This window comes from Natronorubrum tibetense GA33, assembly GCF_000383975.1.
Lineage (GTDB): Archaea > Halobacteriota > Halobacteria > Halobacteriales > Natrialbaceae > Natronorubrum > Natronorubrum tibetense.
The window spans coordinates 3,119,478-3,132,350 of the sequence record NZ_KB913017.1 but is presented as its reverse complement, the minus strand read 5'-3'; the positions used below and the strand labels follow the sequence as shown (position 1 = coordinate 3,132,350).

Sequence of the window (12,873 nt, the reverse complement as noted above, 5' to 3'; positions counted from 1 at the left end):
CGAGCATGAACATGCTCGTCGACGGCGAGTGGCGCACGAATGCCGGGGAGTACACCGACGACGACGGCTCGTTCGAACGCCAGGAGACGACGTTTCGCGACCGGGTCCGCGACGATCCGGACGCCCGGTTCCGGGCCGAAGCGGGCCGGTACCACCTCTACGTCTCTTACGCATGCCCGTGGGCGCACCGAACGCTCGTGGTCCGGGCGCTGAAGGGGCTCGAGGACGCCATCTCCGTCTCGGTCGTCGACCCCTACCGCGACGAGGACGGCTGGCAGTTTACCCCGGACAAAGAGGGGTGTACGCGCGATCCCGTCCTCGACGCTGACTACCTCCGAGAGCTGTACGTCGAGGCCGACTCGGACGTCACCGGTCGCGTCTCGGTGCCCGTCCTCTGGGACACGCAGGAAGGCACGATCGTCAACAACGAGTCCAGGGAGATCATGCGGATGCTCGACACCGAGTTCGGGGAGATCGCCGACCGAGACGTCGATCTCTACCCGGACGGGTATCGGGACGACGTGGACCGAATCATCGACGAGATCTACGAGCCGATCAACAATGGCGTCTACCGGGCGGGCTTCGCGACGAAACAGGGACCCTACGACGATGCGGTCGACGACCTGTTCGCCGCGCTCGATCACTGGGACGACGTGCTGGCGGACCAGCGGTATCTCGCCGGAGACCGGCTGACGGAAGCCGATATCGCGATGTTCACGACGCTCGTCCGATTCGATAACGTCTACCACACGCACTTTATGTGTAACGTCCAGTACGTCCGCGAGTACGAGAACCTCTGGCCGTACCTGCGCGACCTCTACCAAACGCCGGGCGTTGCAGAGACGGTGAACATGGACCACATCAAAGAACACTACTACACGACCCATCCCGACGTGAACCCCAATCGGATCGTCGCTCGAGGCCCGGATCTCGCGTTCGGGGCCCCACACGATCGCGACGAACTGCCGGGCGGCCCGCCGTCGGCGCTGGCCGGCGTGAGTGCGGACGACTGAGGCTCGCTCGACGACCGACGTGCGGTGGCGCGCGGGACGTGGCGCTCCTCGTTGCCAGTGTGAGCAGCGTACCGCTCGCTTCCGGTATCGAATTCAGCGGAGCGGTCGTGAGAAATGCGACGGTACTGACCGCTTACGAACTGCTCGGCGGTCGCCCCCGCTCCTTTCGCCACGTCTCGAAGCTGTGCTCGGGTTTGTCGGCGGAGAACACTCGCCAGATGAGATACGCGGGAACGATCACCGGAAGCAACGGTAGCGCAATCATCACGAGAACCGCCGCCATGATGTACCCGAACAGGGACATCTGGGTGTTCGGTCCGTAGCCCGTCGACTCGCTTACCCGTGTCATATGTCTCGGTACGGACCAGTCGCTAATCCGTCTTACGGTCCACGAATCGGCCGACGCCGAACGGCCCACTCGCCTCGAGTCCCCTATCCCCTCAGTCTCCCAATACGTCCGCCGAGTCGTCTTGGGGCCGATAGCCCAACTCGAGCATCGTCTCCGACAGCGAAAGGAACCGCTCGGAGTTGTCCGAGATGCCGTGGGCCGTCGTCGGATTCGACTCGAGGCTCGCCGTCGCCGCGGCCTCGATCACCCGCCGGCAGTCGCCGTCACTGAGCCACATCGCGCGGGCGAAGCGCTCGCCCGCGCCGTCCCGATCGGCGACTTCCTGCTCGAGTTCGTCCTCCGAGAGCAGCCAGCCGATCCGCAGGTTCACCACGTCGATCCCGTGGCGGTTGGCGTAGTAGTGGCCCATCGCCTCCCCGAATGCCTTCGTCACGCCGTAGTAGGTGTCGGGATCCATCTCGTCGTCGGGCCGGACGATCTCGGGCTTGCCGACCGTCGACTCCGGCCGGATCGGCGAGACGGTGTTTTTCATGTTCACCGCGTGGTTCGAACTCGCGAAGACGACCCGCTTTACGTCGTTTTCCGCCGCGGCCGCGTAGGCGTTGTACACTCCGTCGACGTTCGGTCCCGAAACCTCGTCCCACTCCGCCCGCGGGTTCGGGTTGGCCGCGAGGTGAATCAAGACGTCCTGGCCCTCGAGGGCGTCGACGAACGTCTCGCGGTCCGCGACGTCTATCGGCGTGGTGTCCAGATCCTCGGCCTCGCTGTGGGAAAAAAGCGTGAGATTCGCGTCGGAGAGCGCCTCGATAGCCTCCCGTCCCACCCGTCCTGACGCGCCAGTGATGGCGATATCGGTCATGGGCGTTCGACATCGGGACGGCGGAAATAGCTCCGGCCAGCGCGTTCCGGCTAGTACTAAATAGCGTGTGAATTGATACGGATTGCGTGAGCGCGGACGCGAACACCCTGAAAGCCCCTTTCATTCCCACGCGGCGGTGGATGGCCGGGTGGCCGAAATCTGCCCGAATGAAGGCTGCTGAGCTACGGTTGGACGACCAGTTTGCCGACGCTCTCGCGGTCCTGCATCGTCGCGAAGGCGTCGCCGGTCTCCTCGAGTGCGAACGTCCGGTCGATCTCCGGCGATAGCTCTCCTGAAGCGGTCAACTCGACGAGTCGTCGCAGATCGTCCTGGGTTCCCATCGTCGAACCGACGACGCGCTTGTGTCCGAGGAACAGATTCGTAACGTCGATCGTCGACTCGTTGCCGGCTGTGCGGCCACAGATCACCATCGTCCCGCCGCGGGCCAGTACGTGCTGGCCGAGTTTCGTGTACTCGCCGCCGAGGTGGTTGATGACCGCGTCGGGATCGCCGATATCGGCCACGGCATCCTGAATCTCGTCCACGTTGGTCGTCTGAATCGCGTGGTCGAGGCCGAGTTCCTGAACGCGCTCGAGTTTCGTCTCCGACGACGAGGTCCCGATCGTTCGTGCACCGAGAAGGTCGGCCAACTGAATAGTCGCAACGCCAACTCCACCCGTCGCGCCGGGAACGAAGACCAGATCGCCCGGGCCGACGTCGGCCCGCCGGAGCATGTGATAGGCGGTCATGTACGCCGTGGGCAGCGCGGCGGCCGCGGTCGTATCGACCTCGTCCGGCAAGACGATGAGTCGATCGGCCTGGACTCGAGCCCGCTCGGCCAGGCCACCGTGGTACAGTGAGAATCGCTCGCACGTGTTCTCGGGACCCTCGCTGCAGAACCGACAGGCGCCGCAGGTCTCGTTCGGACAGAGCACGACCCTGTCGCCCGGTTCGACACCGCGGACCTCGTCACCAGTCTCGCTGACGACGCCCGCGACGTCCAACCCCGTGACGAACGGGAGGTCGGCCGCGTCGACCATCGCCGAGTCGCCCTCGAGAATCCACAGGTCGTGGCGGTTGATCGCGCTCGCTTCGACGTCGACAACGGCCTCGTCCGGGCCGGGGTCGGGCTCCGACTGGTTGATCACGCTCACGCCGTCCGGGCCGATCAGATCGGTGAAGGCTGCGGCTCGCATCGGTACAGGAGTCGGTCTCGAGCGCAAAGACGATGAGGGACGCGGAACCGTCGGGAGTTACGTGGCGGTTCACCGGCAGGAACGCTTTAGGGACTCTTGCCCGACGACTCGAGTATGCTGGAGAATACCACAGCGTTCGTCACCGGTGCGAGTCAGGGATTGGGTCGCGAAATCGCCGTCGCGTTCGCCGACGCGGGTGCGAACGTCGCACTCGCGGCCCGTGGCGACGGGATCTACGAGACCGAGGAATTGATCGACGCACCCGAACGAACGCTGGCGGTCGAAACGGACGTCACGAACTCCGACTCCGTCGCCGACGCCATCGAGGCCACCGTCAACGAGTTCGGCGGACTGGACTGTCTGGTGAACAACGCCGGCATCGCCGGACCGACCGCCCCCGTCGAGCGAACGACCGACGAAGACTGGCTCGAGACGCTCGACGTGAACGTCGTCGGTATCGCTCGAGCGGTTCGGGAAGCCTCGCCACACCTCCGCGAGTCCGATCACGGCAGCATCGTCAACCTCTCTTCGATCGGCGGCAAACGGCCCTACCCCAATCGGACGCCCTACGCGGCCTCGAAGATGGGCGTCATCGGGCTGACGCGCGCACTGGCCTTCGAGTTCGCCGAAGACGACGTCACGGCGAACGCGATCTGTCCCGGTCCGGTCGAGGGCGAGCGCATCCGGAGCGTCTTCGAGCGACAGGCCGACGAACGAGGGATCGAGTTCGAGGAGGCCAAAGGCGAAGTGCTCGACAATCTCGCGATCCGCGAACTGGTTCCGCCCGAAGAGGTCGCCGCACTGGCTATCCAGCTCGCGAGTCCGGACGCCCGTCACGTGACGGGCCAAGACATCAACGTCTCCTCCGGCGGCGCCTGGTACTGAGGGGGAGAACGGGCCACGGCCGGACCACCTCGAAACCGGGTACCGGCAGCCGCGAAGTCAGTCGACGAACTGATCGAGCGTCGAGTCCAGTCCGTTTCGAACCTCCCGCACGAGCGCGCCCTCGATATCCAGCCCCAGCACGTCGACGGCCGCTCGGCCGACCCGTTCGCGCATCTCCGGTGGCGAGTAGACGCCGAGTCGCCACTGGGAGTACTGGGCGGCTCGCAGCGCCTCGACGAGCGGCGACTGCTGGCCCAGCCGACGAATGTCGCCGTTGACCAGCACGCGCGTCGTCGACTCCTTCATCGACGGCCGTCCGGGAACATCGAGGATCACGCACTCCGGATCGACATCCGCCGTATCGGCGACCTCACGTTCGAACTCCCGGATCGACTCGTGCTCGGACTCGATGATCCCGCCTGGAACGTCATCTATCTCCGCCCACACCGCTCGTTTGTACAGATCTCGCTGGTCTAACCGTCGCGAGAACTCGCTCGTCTCCGTACAGGTCCGCAGGGCGACGATCAGGTCGTGATCGTCCATCCGCTGGAGCGTTCCGGCGTCGACATCGGTGTCGGGGGACTCGAGCAACCGTTCGCTCGCCCGCCGGAGCATCGCCTTGGTGAGTCTGGCGACGCTGTGGCTGTAGACGGTCGGGTTCATCAGTGCCCGGGCGACCAGCAGGCTCTCGGCGGCCTGGACGTTCCCCTCGTCCAGGACGAGTTCGCCGTCGGTAAAGGTGAGTTCGCGGACGAGCCGGCCGTGATCGATGGTACCGTAGGGAACGCCCGTATGGTGGGCGTCTCGCACCAGGTAGTCCATCCGGTCGACGTCCAGTTCGCCCGAGACGAGCTGTCCGAACCGCCCCTCGCCCGCGACGAGGTCCGCGACTGCCGCCGGCTCGAGGTCGTGGCTCCGAAGGACGTCGCCAACATCACCCTCCGCCAACAGGCTGTGGACATCATCGTGATAGCGGCCCGTTCGTCGGTGAGTGACCGCCTCGAGATTGTGGCTGAACGGGCCGTGGCCGACGTCGTGAAGGAGCGCCGCGGCGTGGACGCGTTCGGCCTGTTGGCCGTCGATGCCGAGGTTATCGAGGGCTTCACAGGCGAGGTGGTAGACGCCGAGACTGTGTTCGAACCGGGTGTGGTTGGCGGAGGGGTAGACCAGCGAGACGGTACCGAGTTGGCGAATATTCCGAAGTCGTTGGACGGCGGGCGTATCGAGGAGGGCACGGGCCACGCCGTCGACCCGGATATGATCGTGGACGCTGTCCTTGATCGTGGTCATACCCCTCGGTTCGGCGCTATCGTACAAAAACTGTCGTTCGGGCCGGGGATGGTGCGGTCAGTTAAAAACGGCCGTCAACCGACGCGTGGCCACTTACTGACATCGCCGCCGTCTGTCCGAAGACATGACCGAACTCACTGTCCCGCCGGACGCCGACGAGGAGAAAGCCGCAGCGCTCGTCCGAGAACACATCTCCGTCGGCGACGTCGTCGAAATCTGGAAACGGGAACGAACGGACGCCGAAGATCCTGAACACTCTGGCGCGGTGACGAGCTTCGAGCCGGCCTACCTCGAGATCGACGGCCAGTCGCCCAAAAACAAGAGCGTTCGCTACGACGAGATCGATACGGTCATCAGAGCGAAAACGGCCGACGAGAAGGCGTAGTCGGTTCGAACGATGGAAGCGTTCGCGGCACTCACTCCAGGTCGTACTCGCGCTCGTGTCGATCGCCTGTGGCGTCCGTTTCCCCGGACGACCCTCCGGCGTCCGCCTTCGTGGACGATTCGGCGGCGAACACGTCGTCGGGAAGTTCGTCGACTGCCACCAGTCGCTCGAGGCGGTGCTCGAACTCGTCGTCGTCGATTTCGCCCGCCGCGTAGCGGCGCTTGAGGTCCTCGAGCGCGTCCATTTCGGTGTCGTCCGTATCCGGAATCGTCTCTTCATCACCGAAGTACAGCGCGGCGATCTCCTCACCCCAGAACAGGAACAGCGGCGTCAGCAGGAACCAGCCGAGTATCGTGATCGCGCCGGCGAGCGCCTCGAGTCCGGCGAGTCCGGCGAGACTGATCAGCGCAAAGGTGACGATCCCGATCAGCAGCCAGAAATCCTCGGCGACGAACTCACGGAGCCTGTTCCCCATACTGAGTTGATACTTCGTCGGGAGTCGGTAAAAGTGATTCTCACGGTGCGAGCCGTTCGATGAGCAGTCGGTGGCAGCGCGATATCTCGCCCGAAGCGCTCGACGTTACGTTCGGTGGCGCGCTGACGTACTCAAAATACGTGGTGCGAGAGCACTGCTCAATCGAGTGGGCCCTACTCGAGCGAGACCCACTCCCGATTCTCGTCGCTCTCCTCGATGGCTGCGAGCACGTGCTGGGCAGCGAGGCCGTCCTCGAAGCTCGGCTCGAACTCGCCACCGCTCTCGACTGCGCTCAGGAACTCGTAGTTCTCGTGGACGAAGGTGTGCTCCCAGCCCAGCACGTGGCCCGGCGGCCACCAGTGGTCGACGTAGGGGTCGTCCGCGTCGGTGACCAGAATCGTCTCGTAGCCGCGGTTCTCGTCCGTCCGGAGGACCTCGAGCTCGTTCAGTCGCTCGAGAGAGAACCGGAGGCTGCCCTCTGAGCCGTGGATTTCGACAGTGTGGTCGTTTTTGTGGCCGGTAGCAAAGCGCGAGGCCTCGAGCGTCCCCATCGCACCGTTTTCGAACTCGACCTGCGCGGAGTAGGCGTCGTCGACGGTGACGGGTCGCGACTCGTCCGAATCCGGAACCGGCCGCTCGTCGACGAACGTCTGCAGGTGGCCGCTGACGCCGACCATCTCGCCGGCGAGGTCGTCGTCGCCGACCAGGAATCGGAGCAGATCGACCGTGTGCGCGCCGAGGTCGCCGAGCGCGCCCGAGCCAGCCAGTTCCTCGTCGTTGCGCCACGACCACGGGGCCTCGGGGTCGACCAGCCAGTCCTGCAGGTACCGTCCGCGGACGTGGTGTATCTCGCCCAGTTCGCCCGCCTCGAGCAGCCGTTTCGCGTACCGAATCGCGGGGACGAACCGATAGTTGAACGCACAACCGGCGGGCACGTCGCTCCCGGCGTCTCGGGCCGCTTCGGCCATCGTTTCGGCGTCCTCGAGCGTCGGCGCGAGCGGTTTCTCACAGAAGACCGGCGTGCCGGCCTCGAGCGCCGCGATCGAGGGCTCGGCGTGGACGTGGTTCGGTCCGAGGTTGTAGAAGGCGTCGACGTCGTCGACGACCTCGGTCCAGTCCGTCGCGATCGAGTCGAAGCCGAGTCGATCCGCCGCGTCGGTTAACGCCGCCTCGTCGCGGCCGACGAGGACGCTGCGCTCGATCTCCGGTGCGTCCGGGAAGAACATCGGCAGCCGCGCCATCGCGTTCGCGTGTGCTTTGCCCATGAACCGATAGCCAAGAACCCCGACTTCGAGTGACATACGTACTCGTTCACAACGAGTGTAGTTAGTGGTTTTCGTCGCGAGGGAGTTTTCCGTGGGGCACTCGAGGAATACGTGCACAGTCGACGTGCGCACTGAACAATCATCTCTAGAAAACGATTCACACACCGATCGCAACGCTGTTCTGTGATCGGGTGTTCAGTGATATCCAGTGGCTACTATCGCCCAAAAATCAAGTAACGTTTTACATATTACCAACTAAGCCCAATTATGAGGGGAGACGATGTCCTTGCCCAATTTAGTACAATCCTCGATGGAGAGGGAATGACCGGCAGACAGGCAGTTCTCATAGTCTTCGTCTGGCTGGGGGTCACCGCCATCTTTGGATTGATCTCCTATATTATCGTGTTCGTCATGATGGGATACTGACCAGTTCTGGCATATCGATCATCCGTCTGAGCAGGAGCTGCGTCACCTGCCCTTACTCGGCCCAGTACGCGTCCCCGGGTTGCTCGCGGAACACTGCTCGCTCGAGCAGATCGACGGCTTTCTCGAGACCCTCGCGCGAACTCGTCAGCGAGTCCTCGTGTTCGATGCTCAGCGCGCCGTCGTAGCCGACCATCCGGAGCGTCGAGACGATCTCCTTCCAGTGGGATTCGTCGTGGCCGTAGCCGACCGAGCGGAAGAGCCACGACCGATTCGACTCATCGTCGTACGCCGTCGTGTCGAGAACACCCTTCTCGCGGGCCTGTTCTTCGTACACTCGAGTGTCCTTCGCGTGGACGTGATGGATCGCGTCGCGCTCGCCGAGGTATCGGATCGCGTCGCTGATCGTGATTCCTTGCCAGTAGAGATGCGAGGGGTCGAAGTTCGCGCCGACCCGGTCGTTCGTCTCCTCGCGCAGGCGAGCCATCCCGTGGGGTTCGTAGACCAGCATGTTCGGGTGCATCTCGATGGCGAGGTCGATACCGTGCTCGTCTGCGTGTGCGGCGAGGTCCGACCAGTACTCGAGGGCGACATCCCACTGGTACTCGTGGGCGTCGGCGTGTTCCGAGGGCCACGGAGCCGTGATCCAGTTCGGAACCTCGTCCTCGGGACCGCCGGCCGGCAGCCCGGAGAAGCAAGTGACCGTGTTCACACCCAACTGGTCGGCGAGCCGAATCGCCTCGCGGAGTTCGGTGTCCGCCGCGGCTGCCTGCTCGTCGTCCGGATGCAGCGGATTGTTGTGCGTCGCGAGCGCGCTGATCCGCATCCCGTAGGTCTCGAGCAGCTCCGCCAACTCGGCCTGTGCGTCCTCGTCGTCTAGGTACTCCCGTCGAACGAGGTGGTCGTCGCCGGGATAACCCCCGACGCCCGGTTCGATCGCGTCGACGCCGATCTCGGAGAGGTACGCGAGTGCACCCTCGAGCGATTCGTCCGCCAGCGGTGGCGTGTGTACACCGATGTCCATACGAATCGGTAGCGGAGCCAGTGGCAAATATATTTCTATCTATTATAGTAAAAATAAAACTGTAGTAGCAACTACGCTGTCATCGATCGGTTGCGTGACCTTCCGATCGTCCGACGGCGCATCCCCGCGGGGACCGCCCACACTCGAGCCGTCAGGTGTCGTCGAGTGTGACCGACCGCCCGTCCTTGCTCGAGCGGTAGATCCCGTCGACGATCCGCTGGACGGTCAACGCCTCCTCGACGCTGGAGCCCGCGTCACCGCCGTTCTCGATCATATCGAAGAACGCGGCCTGCTCATCGGCGTGCGTGTCGTTCTCACGAGTCTCGACCGTCGTATCCAGCATGTGGTCGGTGACGTCCGCGCTTGCGGAGTGGATGGTGAGTTCGTTCGTGAGGAGGTCGAACCGCGCGGCGGCCTCCGTTCCGCGGACGATGAACTCGTGGGTCGGCGGGCGATTCGTCGCCCACGCGACCTCGAGCGAAATCGTTCGATCGTCGGCACAGCGGACGAACGCGCTCGCGGAGTCGTCGACGTCGAATGCCGTGGCACCTTGATCGTCGCCCCACATCTCGAGGTAGGAGTACTCCTCGCGGGAGCCGAACTCCGAACGGGTGACGCCCGACACCTCCTCGACCGCCGGGTAGCCCAGCAGGTACAGCGAGAGATCGATCGCGTGGACGCCCAGATCGATGAGCGCCCCGCCGCCGGAGACCTCTTTGCGAGTGAACCACGAGCCGCGGCCGGGAATGCCCCGACGACGGACGTAGTTCGCCTCGACGTGCGTTACCTCTCCGAGGTCGCCGCGCTCGATCCGCTTCTGGAGGAGTTTCACGGCGTTCATGAACCGGTTGTTGAAGCCGATCATGCACGTTCCGCTGCTTTTCGCTGCGGCCTCGCTGATCCGCGCCGCGCTCTCGACGGTGTGGCCCAGGGGCTTCTCGAGGAGGACGTGGAGGTCGCGTTCGAACGCGGCGACGGCGTACTCTTCGTGGAACTTGTTGGGAGTGGTGATGACGACGGCGTCGACGTCGTCGTAGAGCGCGTGGTGATCTGCGTAGCTCTTGGCGCTGTATTGGTTCGCGAACCGCTCTCGCGCCTCCGCGGAAACGTCCATCCCGCCGACCAGCGGCACGCCGAGATCGACGAGCCGCTCGGCGTGGTGGTGGCCGATGTTTCCGAGACCGACGATGCCGGTCGGAACGGCCGGTGACGCCGATTCTCGCGTCATCGGCCCTCCGGGAGGTTAGTTCTGCCGACTGCGGTCGGGTGTCGCCGGGCGACGGCGCTTCGCTCAGTACAACTGCTCTTCGTTCTCTTTGCGTTCATGGTCATCTTGGTGTCGTTGGTCGCGCTGCGTTCGTCCGCGCCGATACTGCCGGATTCCTGGAACGAGCTTGTGCTTTAGGTCGAGTGCGAACGACACGATCCCGTAGATCCAGAAGAAAAACAGGACGGTCAGTCCGCCGTAGTAGACGAGTGGAACGAGTTCACTCATGCTGCCCACCCGATTCCGCTTCCGTCGGCGTCGGCTCCGCCTCGACGGCTGTCGGCCGAGACGACAGGTCCGCGATGCCGTGCGTGATCGCCGTCCCCGAAGCCGTCTCGAACAGGTGGATCTTCGAGCGATCGAGGACGACCGACACCGATTCGTCCGCGTCGATGACGGTGTCGGGATCGACGCTCATCAGCAACTGATTCGAGGCCGTCGACACCTCCTCGCTGGTCATCATCTCGCTGCTCGTGTCGTCGAGCGAGAGGTAGACGAAAATCTCGTCGCCCATCGGTTCGAGGACGTCAGTTCGCGCCTCGATCACCTCGGACGCGCTATCGACGGAATCCGCGTTCTTCATGAGGTAGATATCCTCGGGTCGGATCCCCATCGTCACGCCGTCGCCGACGGCGGACTCGAGGTCGTCGACGGCGAACTCGAGGTCGAAGTGATCGGTCCGCAGGCCGTTGGCGGCGAGTTCGCCCCGGACGAGGTTCATCGACGGGGAGCCAATGAAGCCCGCGACGAACAGGTTCGCGGGCTCGTTGTAACAGACCAGCGGCGGATCGATCTGCTGGAGTTTCCCGCCGTTGATGACCGCGATCCGATCGGACATGGTCATCGCTTCGGCCTGGTCGTGGGTGACGTAGATAATCGTCGTGTCCAGCTGTTTGTGGAGTCGCTGGAGTTCCGTTCGCATATGGACGCGGAGTTTCGCGTCGAGATTCGCCAGCGGCTCGTCCATCAGGAAGACGTCCGGTTCGCGGACGATCGCGCGAGCGATCGCGACCCGCTGTTGCTGGCCGCCGGACAGCTCGTTTGGCATCCGGTCTAACATCCCCTCGAGTTGGACAATGTCGGACGCCCGGTCGACTCGGCGGTCGATCTCGTCTTTGTCGTACTTCCGCAGTCGGAGGCCGAACGAGATGTTCTCGTAGACGTCCATGTGCGGAAACAGGGCGATGTTCTGGAACACCATCGAGACCCCGCGGTCTTTCGGCGGTAGTTTCGTCACGTCGGTGTCGCCGATGTGGACCGTTCCGTCGGACGGCTTCGTGAGCCCGGCGATGGTCTCCATCGTCGTCGACTTCCCACAGCCAGACGGGCCGACGAGACAGATGAACTCGCCGTCCTCGATGTCGAGATTCATCTCGTTGACGGCGACGATGTCTTCGTAGCGTTTCGTAACGTCGTTGAGTCGTACTCGTGCCATTGTTACTCTTTGAGTGCTCCGTCAGTGAGTCCGCTGACAATCTTTTCCTGCGCGACGACCACGATGATCAACATCGGTAACACGCCGACGATGCTCGCTGCAGCCATCAGGTTGAAGTCCGTCGTGTACTGCGTTTGGTAGCTCAAGATCCCGCCAACCAGCGGCGACCACTGCTCGGGCTGGTTCTGGAGCGCCATGATCGAGCTGAAGAAGTACTCGTTGTAGACCGCGATGAACGTCAACACGGCGGCGGTCGCGACGCCGGGTGCCGACAGCGGCATGATCACGCGGAACAGCGCACCGAGTCGGGTCGTCCCCTCGACGCGCGCCGCGTCCTCTAACCCGTCCGGAATCTGGGCGTAGAACGTGGTGAGTATGAAGATCGACAGCGGCAGGAACAGCGCGCTGAAGGGCATGATCATCGAGCCCGGCGTGTTGACCAGCCGCGGCGGCTCGAACAGTTCGATCCCCAGAAACGGAACGACGACCGCGTTCCCGAGGAACGCGTCGAACAGCGGGATCAGGAACGCCGCCGGCGGGAAGTACGAGACCGCCAAGATGCCGAGCATCATCAGCCCGCGACCGGGAAACTCGAGTCGACCGAAGACGTAGCCCGCGAGGCTCGCGAGGATCAGGACGATGATCGTCGTCGCCGTCGCGAGCACGAAGCTGTTGAACACGTAGAGGTGGAACGGCACCTGCTGGAACACCTCCACGAAGGAGGCGACCTTGAACCCCTGGGGCGTCGGGAACGGGATCTCGCCGAGAAGCGGGACGGTCACGTTCCAGTCGCCACGCGTAATCGCGCCACTCGGGGTCAGTGCCAGCACCAGCAGCCAGTAGAACGGGAACAGCGTCGTGACGAGGAAAAACGCCGCCGCGACGTAGAACAGGGCCCGGTACAGCCGCTTGCGCTTTTCGGGCTCGTTGACGACGCCGTGGGTCCACCGTTCGAGCGGCCCCATCTCGTCCGTCGACTGCTCGGTCGGTTCGGATGCGGTCGTCAT

15 protein-coding genes are annotated in these 12,873 nt (G+C 64.0%); 4 read left to right on the top strand and 11 right to left on the bottom strand.

Annotated features, from left to right (window positions below):
* Window positions 1-5 precede the first annotated feature (5 nt).
* Window positions 6-1,013 carry a glutathione S-transferase family protein gene (locus tag NATTI_RS0116260; protein WP_006090627.1) on the top strand — a complete coding sequence of 336 codons (1,008 nt, stop codon included), beginning with the start codon at window positions 6-8 and terminating at the stop codon, window positions 1,011-1,013.
* Window positions 1,014-1,146: 133 nt separating this feature from the next.
* Here the strand turns inward: NATTI_RS0116260 and NATTI_RS0116255 are convergent, their stop codons facing one another.
* From NATTI_RS0116255 to NATTI_RS0116245, 3 genes are all read right to left on the bottom strand, one after another.
* Window positions 1,147-1,362, bottom strand: coding sequence for a DUF7535 family protein (locus tag NATTI_RS0116255; RefSeq protein ID WP_006090625.1), 216 nt, complete (start codon window positions 1,360-1,362; stop codon window positions 1,147-1,149).
* 91 nt (window positions 1,363-1,453) lie between these two features.
* The gene (locus NATTI_RS0116250) at window positions 1,454-2,221 is read right to left on the bottom strand and encodes an NAD-dependent epimerase/dehydratase family protein (RefSeq protein WP_006090624.1); all 768 of its coding nucleotides are present in this window, start codon (window positions 2,219-2,221) and stop codon (window positions 1,454-1,456) included.
* Window positions 2,222-2,403: 182 nt separating this feature from the next.
* Window positions 2,404-3,417 carry a zinc-binding dehydrogenase gene (locus NATTI_RS0116245; RefSeq protein WP_006090622.1) on the bottom strand — a complete coding sequence of 338 codons (1,014 nt, stop codon included), beginning with the start codon at window positions 3,415-3,417 and terminating at the stop codon, window positions 2,404-2,406.
* A 114-nt stretch (window positions 3,418-3,531) separates the two neighbouring features.
* On the opposite strand from NATTI_RS0116245, the gene NATTI_RS0116240 reads away from it, so the two are divergent.
* On the top strand, window positions 3,532-4,302 hold the full coding sequence (locus NATTI_RS0116240) for an SDR family NAD(P)-dependent oxidoreductase (protein ID WP_006090621.1): 771 nt from the start codon (window positions 3,532-3,534) through the stop codon (window positions 4,300-4,302).
* Between the two features lie 57 nt (window positions 4,303-4,359).
* On the opposite strand, the gene NATTI_RS0116235 is transcribed toward NATTI_RS0116240, so the two are convergent.
* Window positions 4,360-5,592 (bottom strand): HD domain-containing protein, encoded by a 1,233-nt coding sequence (locus NATTI_RS0116235; RefSeq protein ID WP_006090619.1) that lies wholly within the window; start codon window positions 5,590-5,592, stop codon window positions 4,360-4,362.
* Window positions 5,593-5,716: 124 nt separating this feature from the next.
* Here NATTI_RS0116235 and NATTI_RS0116230 point away from each other — a divergent pair, with 124 nt between their 5' ends.
* The gene (locus NATTI_RS0116230; RefSeq protein WP_006090618.1) at window positions 5,717-5,977 is read left to right on the top strand and encodes a hypothetical protein; all 261 of its coding nucleotides are present in this window, start codon (window positions 5,717-5,719) and stop codon (window positions 5,975-5,977) included.
* Between the two features lie 31 nt (window positions 5,978-6,008).
* Here NATTI_RS0116230 and NATTI_RS0116225 read toward each other — a convergent pair whose 3' ends face one another.
* The gene (locus tag NATTI_RS0116225) at window positions 6,009-6,452 is read right to left on the bottom strand and encodes an SHOCT domain-containing protein (RefSeq protein ID WP_006090616.1); all 444 of its coding nucleotides are present in this window, start codon (window positions 6,450-6,452) and stop codon (window positions 6,009-6,011) included.
* A gap of 173 nt (window positions 6,453-6,625) precedes the next feature.
* Complete coding sequence (locus NATTI_RS0116220) at window positions 6,626-7,753, bottom strand: Gfo/Idh/MocA family protein (protein WP_006090614.1); 1,128 nt, start codon at window positions 7,751-7,753, stop codon at window positions 6,626-6,628.
* A 231-nt stretch (window positions 7,754-7,984) separates the two neighbouring features.
* Between NATTI_RS0116220 and NATTI_RS26590 the strand changes: the two genes are divergently transcribed.
* Window positions 7,985-8,143, top strand: a complete 159-nt coding sequence (locus NATTI_RS26590; RefSeq protein WP_019991950.1) for a hypothetical protein — start codon at window positions 7,985-7,987, stop codon at window positions 8,141-8,143.
* A gap of 52 nt (window positions 8,144-8,195) precedes the next feature.
* On the opposite strand, the gene NATTI_RS0116210 is transcribed toward NATTI_RS26590, so the two are convergent.
* The 5 genes from NATTI_RS0116210 to NATTI_RS0116190 all read right to left on the bottom strand — a co-directional run bounded on the left by NATTI_RS0116210 (window position 8,196) and on the right by NATTI_RS0116190 (window position 12,873).
* On the bottom strand, window positions 8,196-9,164 hold the full coding sequence (locus NATTI_RS0116210; protein ID WP_006090611.1) for a sugar phosphate isomerase/epimerase family protein: 969 nt from the start codon (window positions 9,162-9,164) through the stop codon (window positions 8,196-8,198).
* 151 nt (window positions 9,165-9,315) lie between these two features.
* Window positions 9,316-10,392 (bottom strand): Gfo/Idh/MocA family protein, encoded by a 1,077-nt coding sequence (locus tag NATTI_RS0116205; RefSeq protein ID WP_006090610.1) that lies wholly within the window; start codon window positions 10,390-10,392, stop codon window positions 9,316-9,318.
* A 63-nt stretch (window positions 10,393-10,455) separates the two neighbouring features.
* The gene (locus NATTI_RS0116200) at window positions 10,456-10,659 is read right to left on the bottom strand and encodes a hypothetical protein (RefSeq protein WP_006090608.1); all 204 of its coding nucleotides are present in this window, start codon (window positions 10,657-10,659) and stop codon (window positions 10,456-10,458) included.
* Window positions 10,652-11,866 (bottom strand): ABC transporter ATP-binding protein, encoded by a 1,215-nt coding sequence (locus NATTI_RS0116195; RefSeq protein ID WP_006090606.1) that lies wholly within the window; start codon window positions 11,864-11,866, stop codon window positions 10,652-10,654. Before NATTI_RS0116195 ends, NATTI_RS0116200 begins: the two co-directional genes overlap by 8 nt.
* A gap of 2 nt (window positions 11,867-11,868) precedes the next feature.
* Window positions 11,869-12,873 (bottom strand): carbohydrate ABC transporter permease, encoded by a 1,005-nt coding sequence (locus tag NATTI_RS0116190; protein WP_006090605.1) that lies wholly within the window; start codon window positions 12,871-12,873, stop codon window positions 11,869-11,871.

What these genes read in the sequence shown, in the direction of transcription:
- NATTI_RS0116260 (WP_006090627.1), top strand. Translation starts at nt 6, where the DNA reads ATGAACATGCTCGTCGACGGCGAGTGGCGCACGAATGCCGGGGAGTAC.
- NATTI_RS0116255 (WP_006090625.1), bottom strand. Translation starts at nt 1,362, where the DNA reads ATGACACGGGTAAGCGAGTCGACGGGCTACGGACCGAACACCCAGATG.
- NATTI_RS0116250 (WP_006090624.1), bottom strand. Translation starts at nt 2,221, where the DNA reads ATGACCGATATCGCCATCACTGGCGCGTCAGGACGGGTGGGACGGGAG.
- NATTI_RS0116245 (WP_006090622.1), bottom strand. Translation starts at nt 3,417, where the DNA reads ATGCGAGCCGCAGCCTTCACCGATCTGATCGGCCCGGACGGCGTGAGC.
- NATTI_RS0116240 (WP_006090621.1), top strand. Translation starts at nt 3,532, where the DNA reads ATGCTGGAGAATACCACAGCGTTCGTCACCGGTGCGAGTCAGGGATTG.
- NATTI_RS0116235 (WP_006090619.1), bottom strand. Translation starts at nt 5,592, where the DNA reads ATGACCACGATCAAGGACAGCGTCCACGATCATATCCGGGTCGACGGC.
- NATTI_RS0116230 (WP_006090618.1), top strand. Translation starts at nt 5,717, where the DNA reads ATGACCGAACTCACTGTCCCGCCGGACGCCGACGAGGAGAAAGCCGCA.
- NATTI_RS0116225 (WP_006090616.1), bottom strand. Translation starts at nt 6,452, where the DNA reads ATGGGGAACAGGCTCCGTGAGTTCGTCGCCGAGGATTTCTGGCTGCTG.
- NATTI_RS0116220 (WP_006090614.1), bottom strand. Translation starts at nt 7,753, where the DNA reads ATGTCACTCGAAGTCGGGGTTCTTGGCTATCGGTTCATGGGCAAAGCA.
- NATTI_RS26590 (WP_019991950.1), top strand. Translation starts at nt 7,985, where the DNA reads ATGAGGGGAGACGATGTCCTTGCCCAATTTAGTACAATCCTCGATGGA.
- NATTI_RS0116210 (WP_006090611.1), bottom strand. Translation starts at nt 9,164, where the DNA reads ATGGACATCGGTGTACACACGCCACCGCTGGCGGACGAATCGCTCGAG.
- NATTI_RS0116205 (WP_006090610.1), bottom strand. Translation starts at nt 10,392, where the DNA reads ATGACGCGAGAATCGGCGTCACCGGCCGTTCCGACCGGCATCGTCGGT.
- NATTI_RS0116200 (WP_006090608.1), bottom strand. Translation starts at nt 10,659, where the DNA reads ATGAGTGAACTCGTTCCACTCGTCTACTACGGCGGACTGACCGTCCTG.
- NATTI_RS0116195 (WP_006090606.1), bottom strand. Translation starts at nt 11,866, where the DNA reads ATGGCACGAGTACGACTCAACGACGTTACGAAACGCTACGAAGACATC.
- NATTI_RS0116190 (WP_006090605.1), bottom strand. Translation starts at nt 12,873, where the DNA reads ATGACGACCGCATCCGAACCGACCGAGCAGTCGACGGACGAGATGGGG.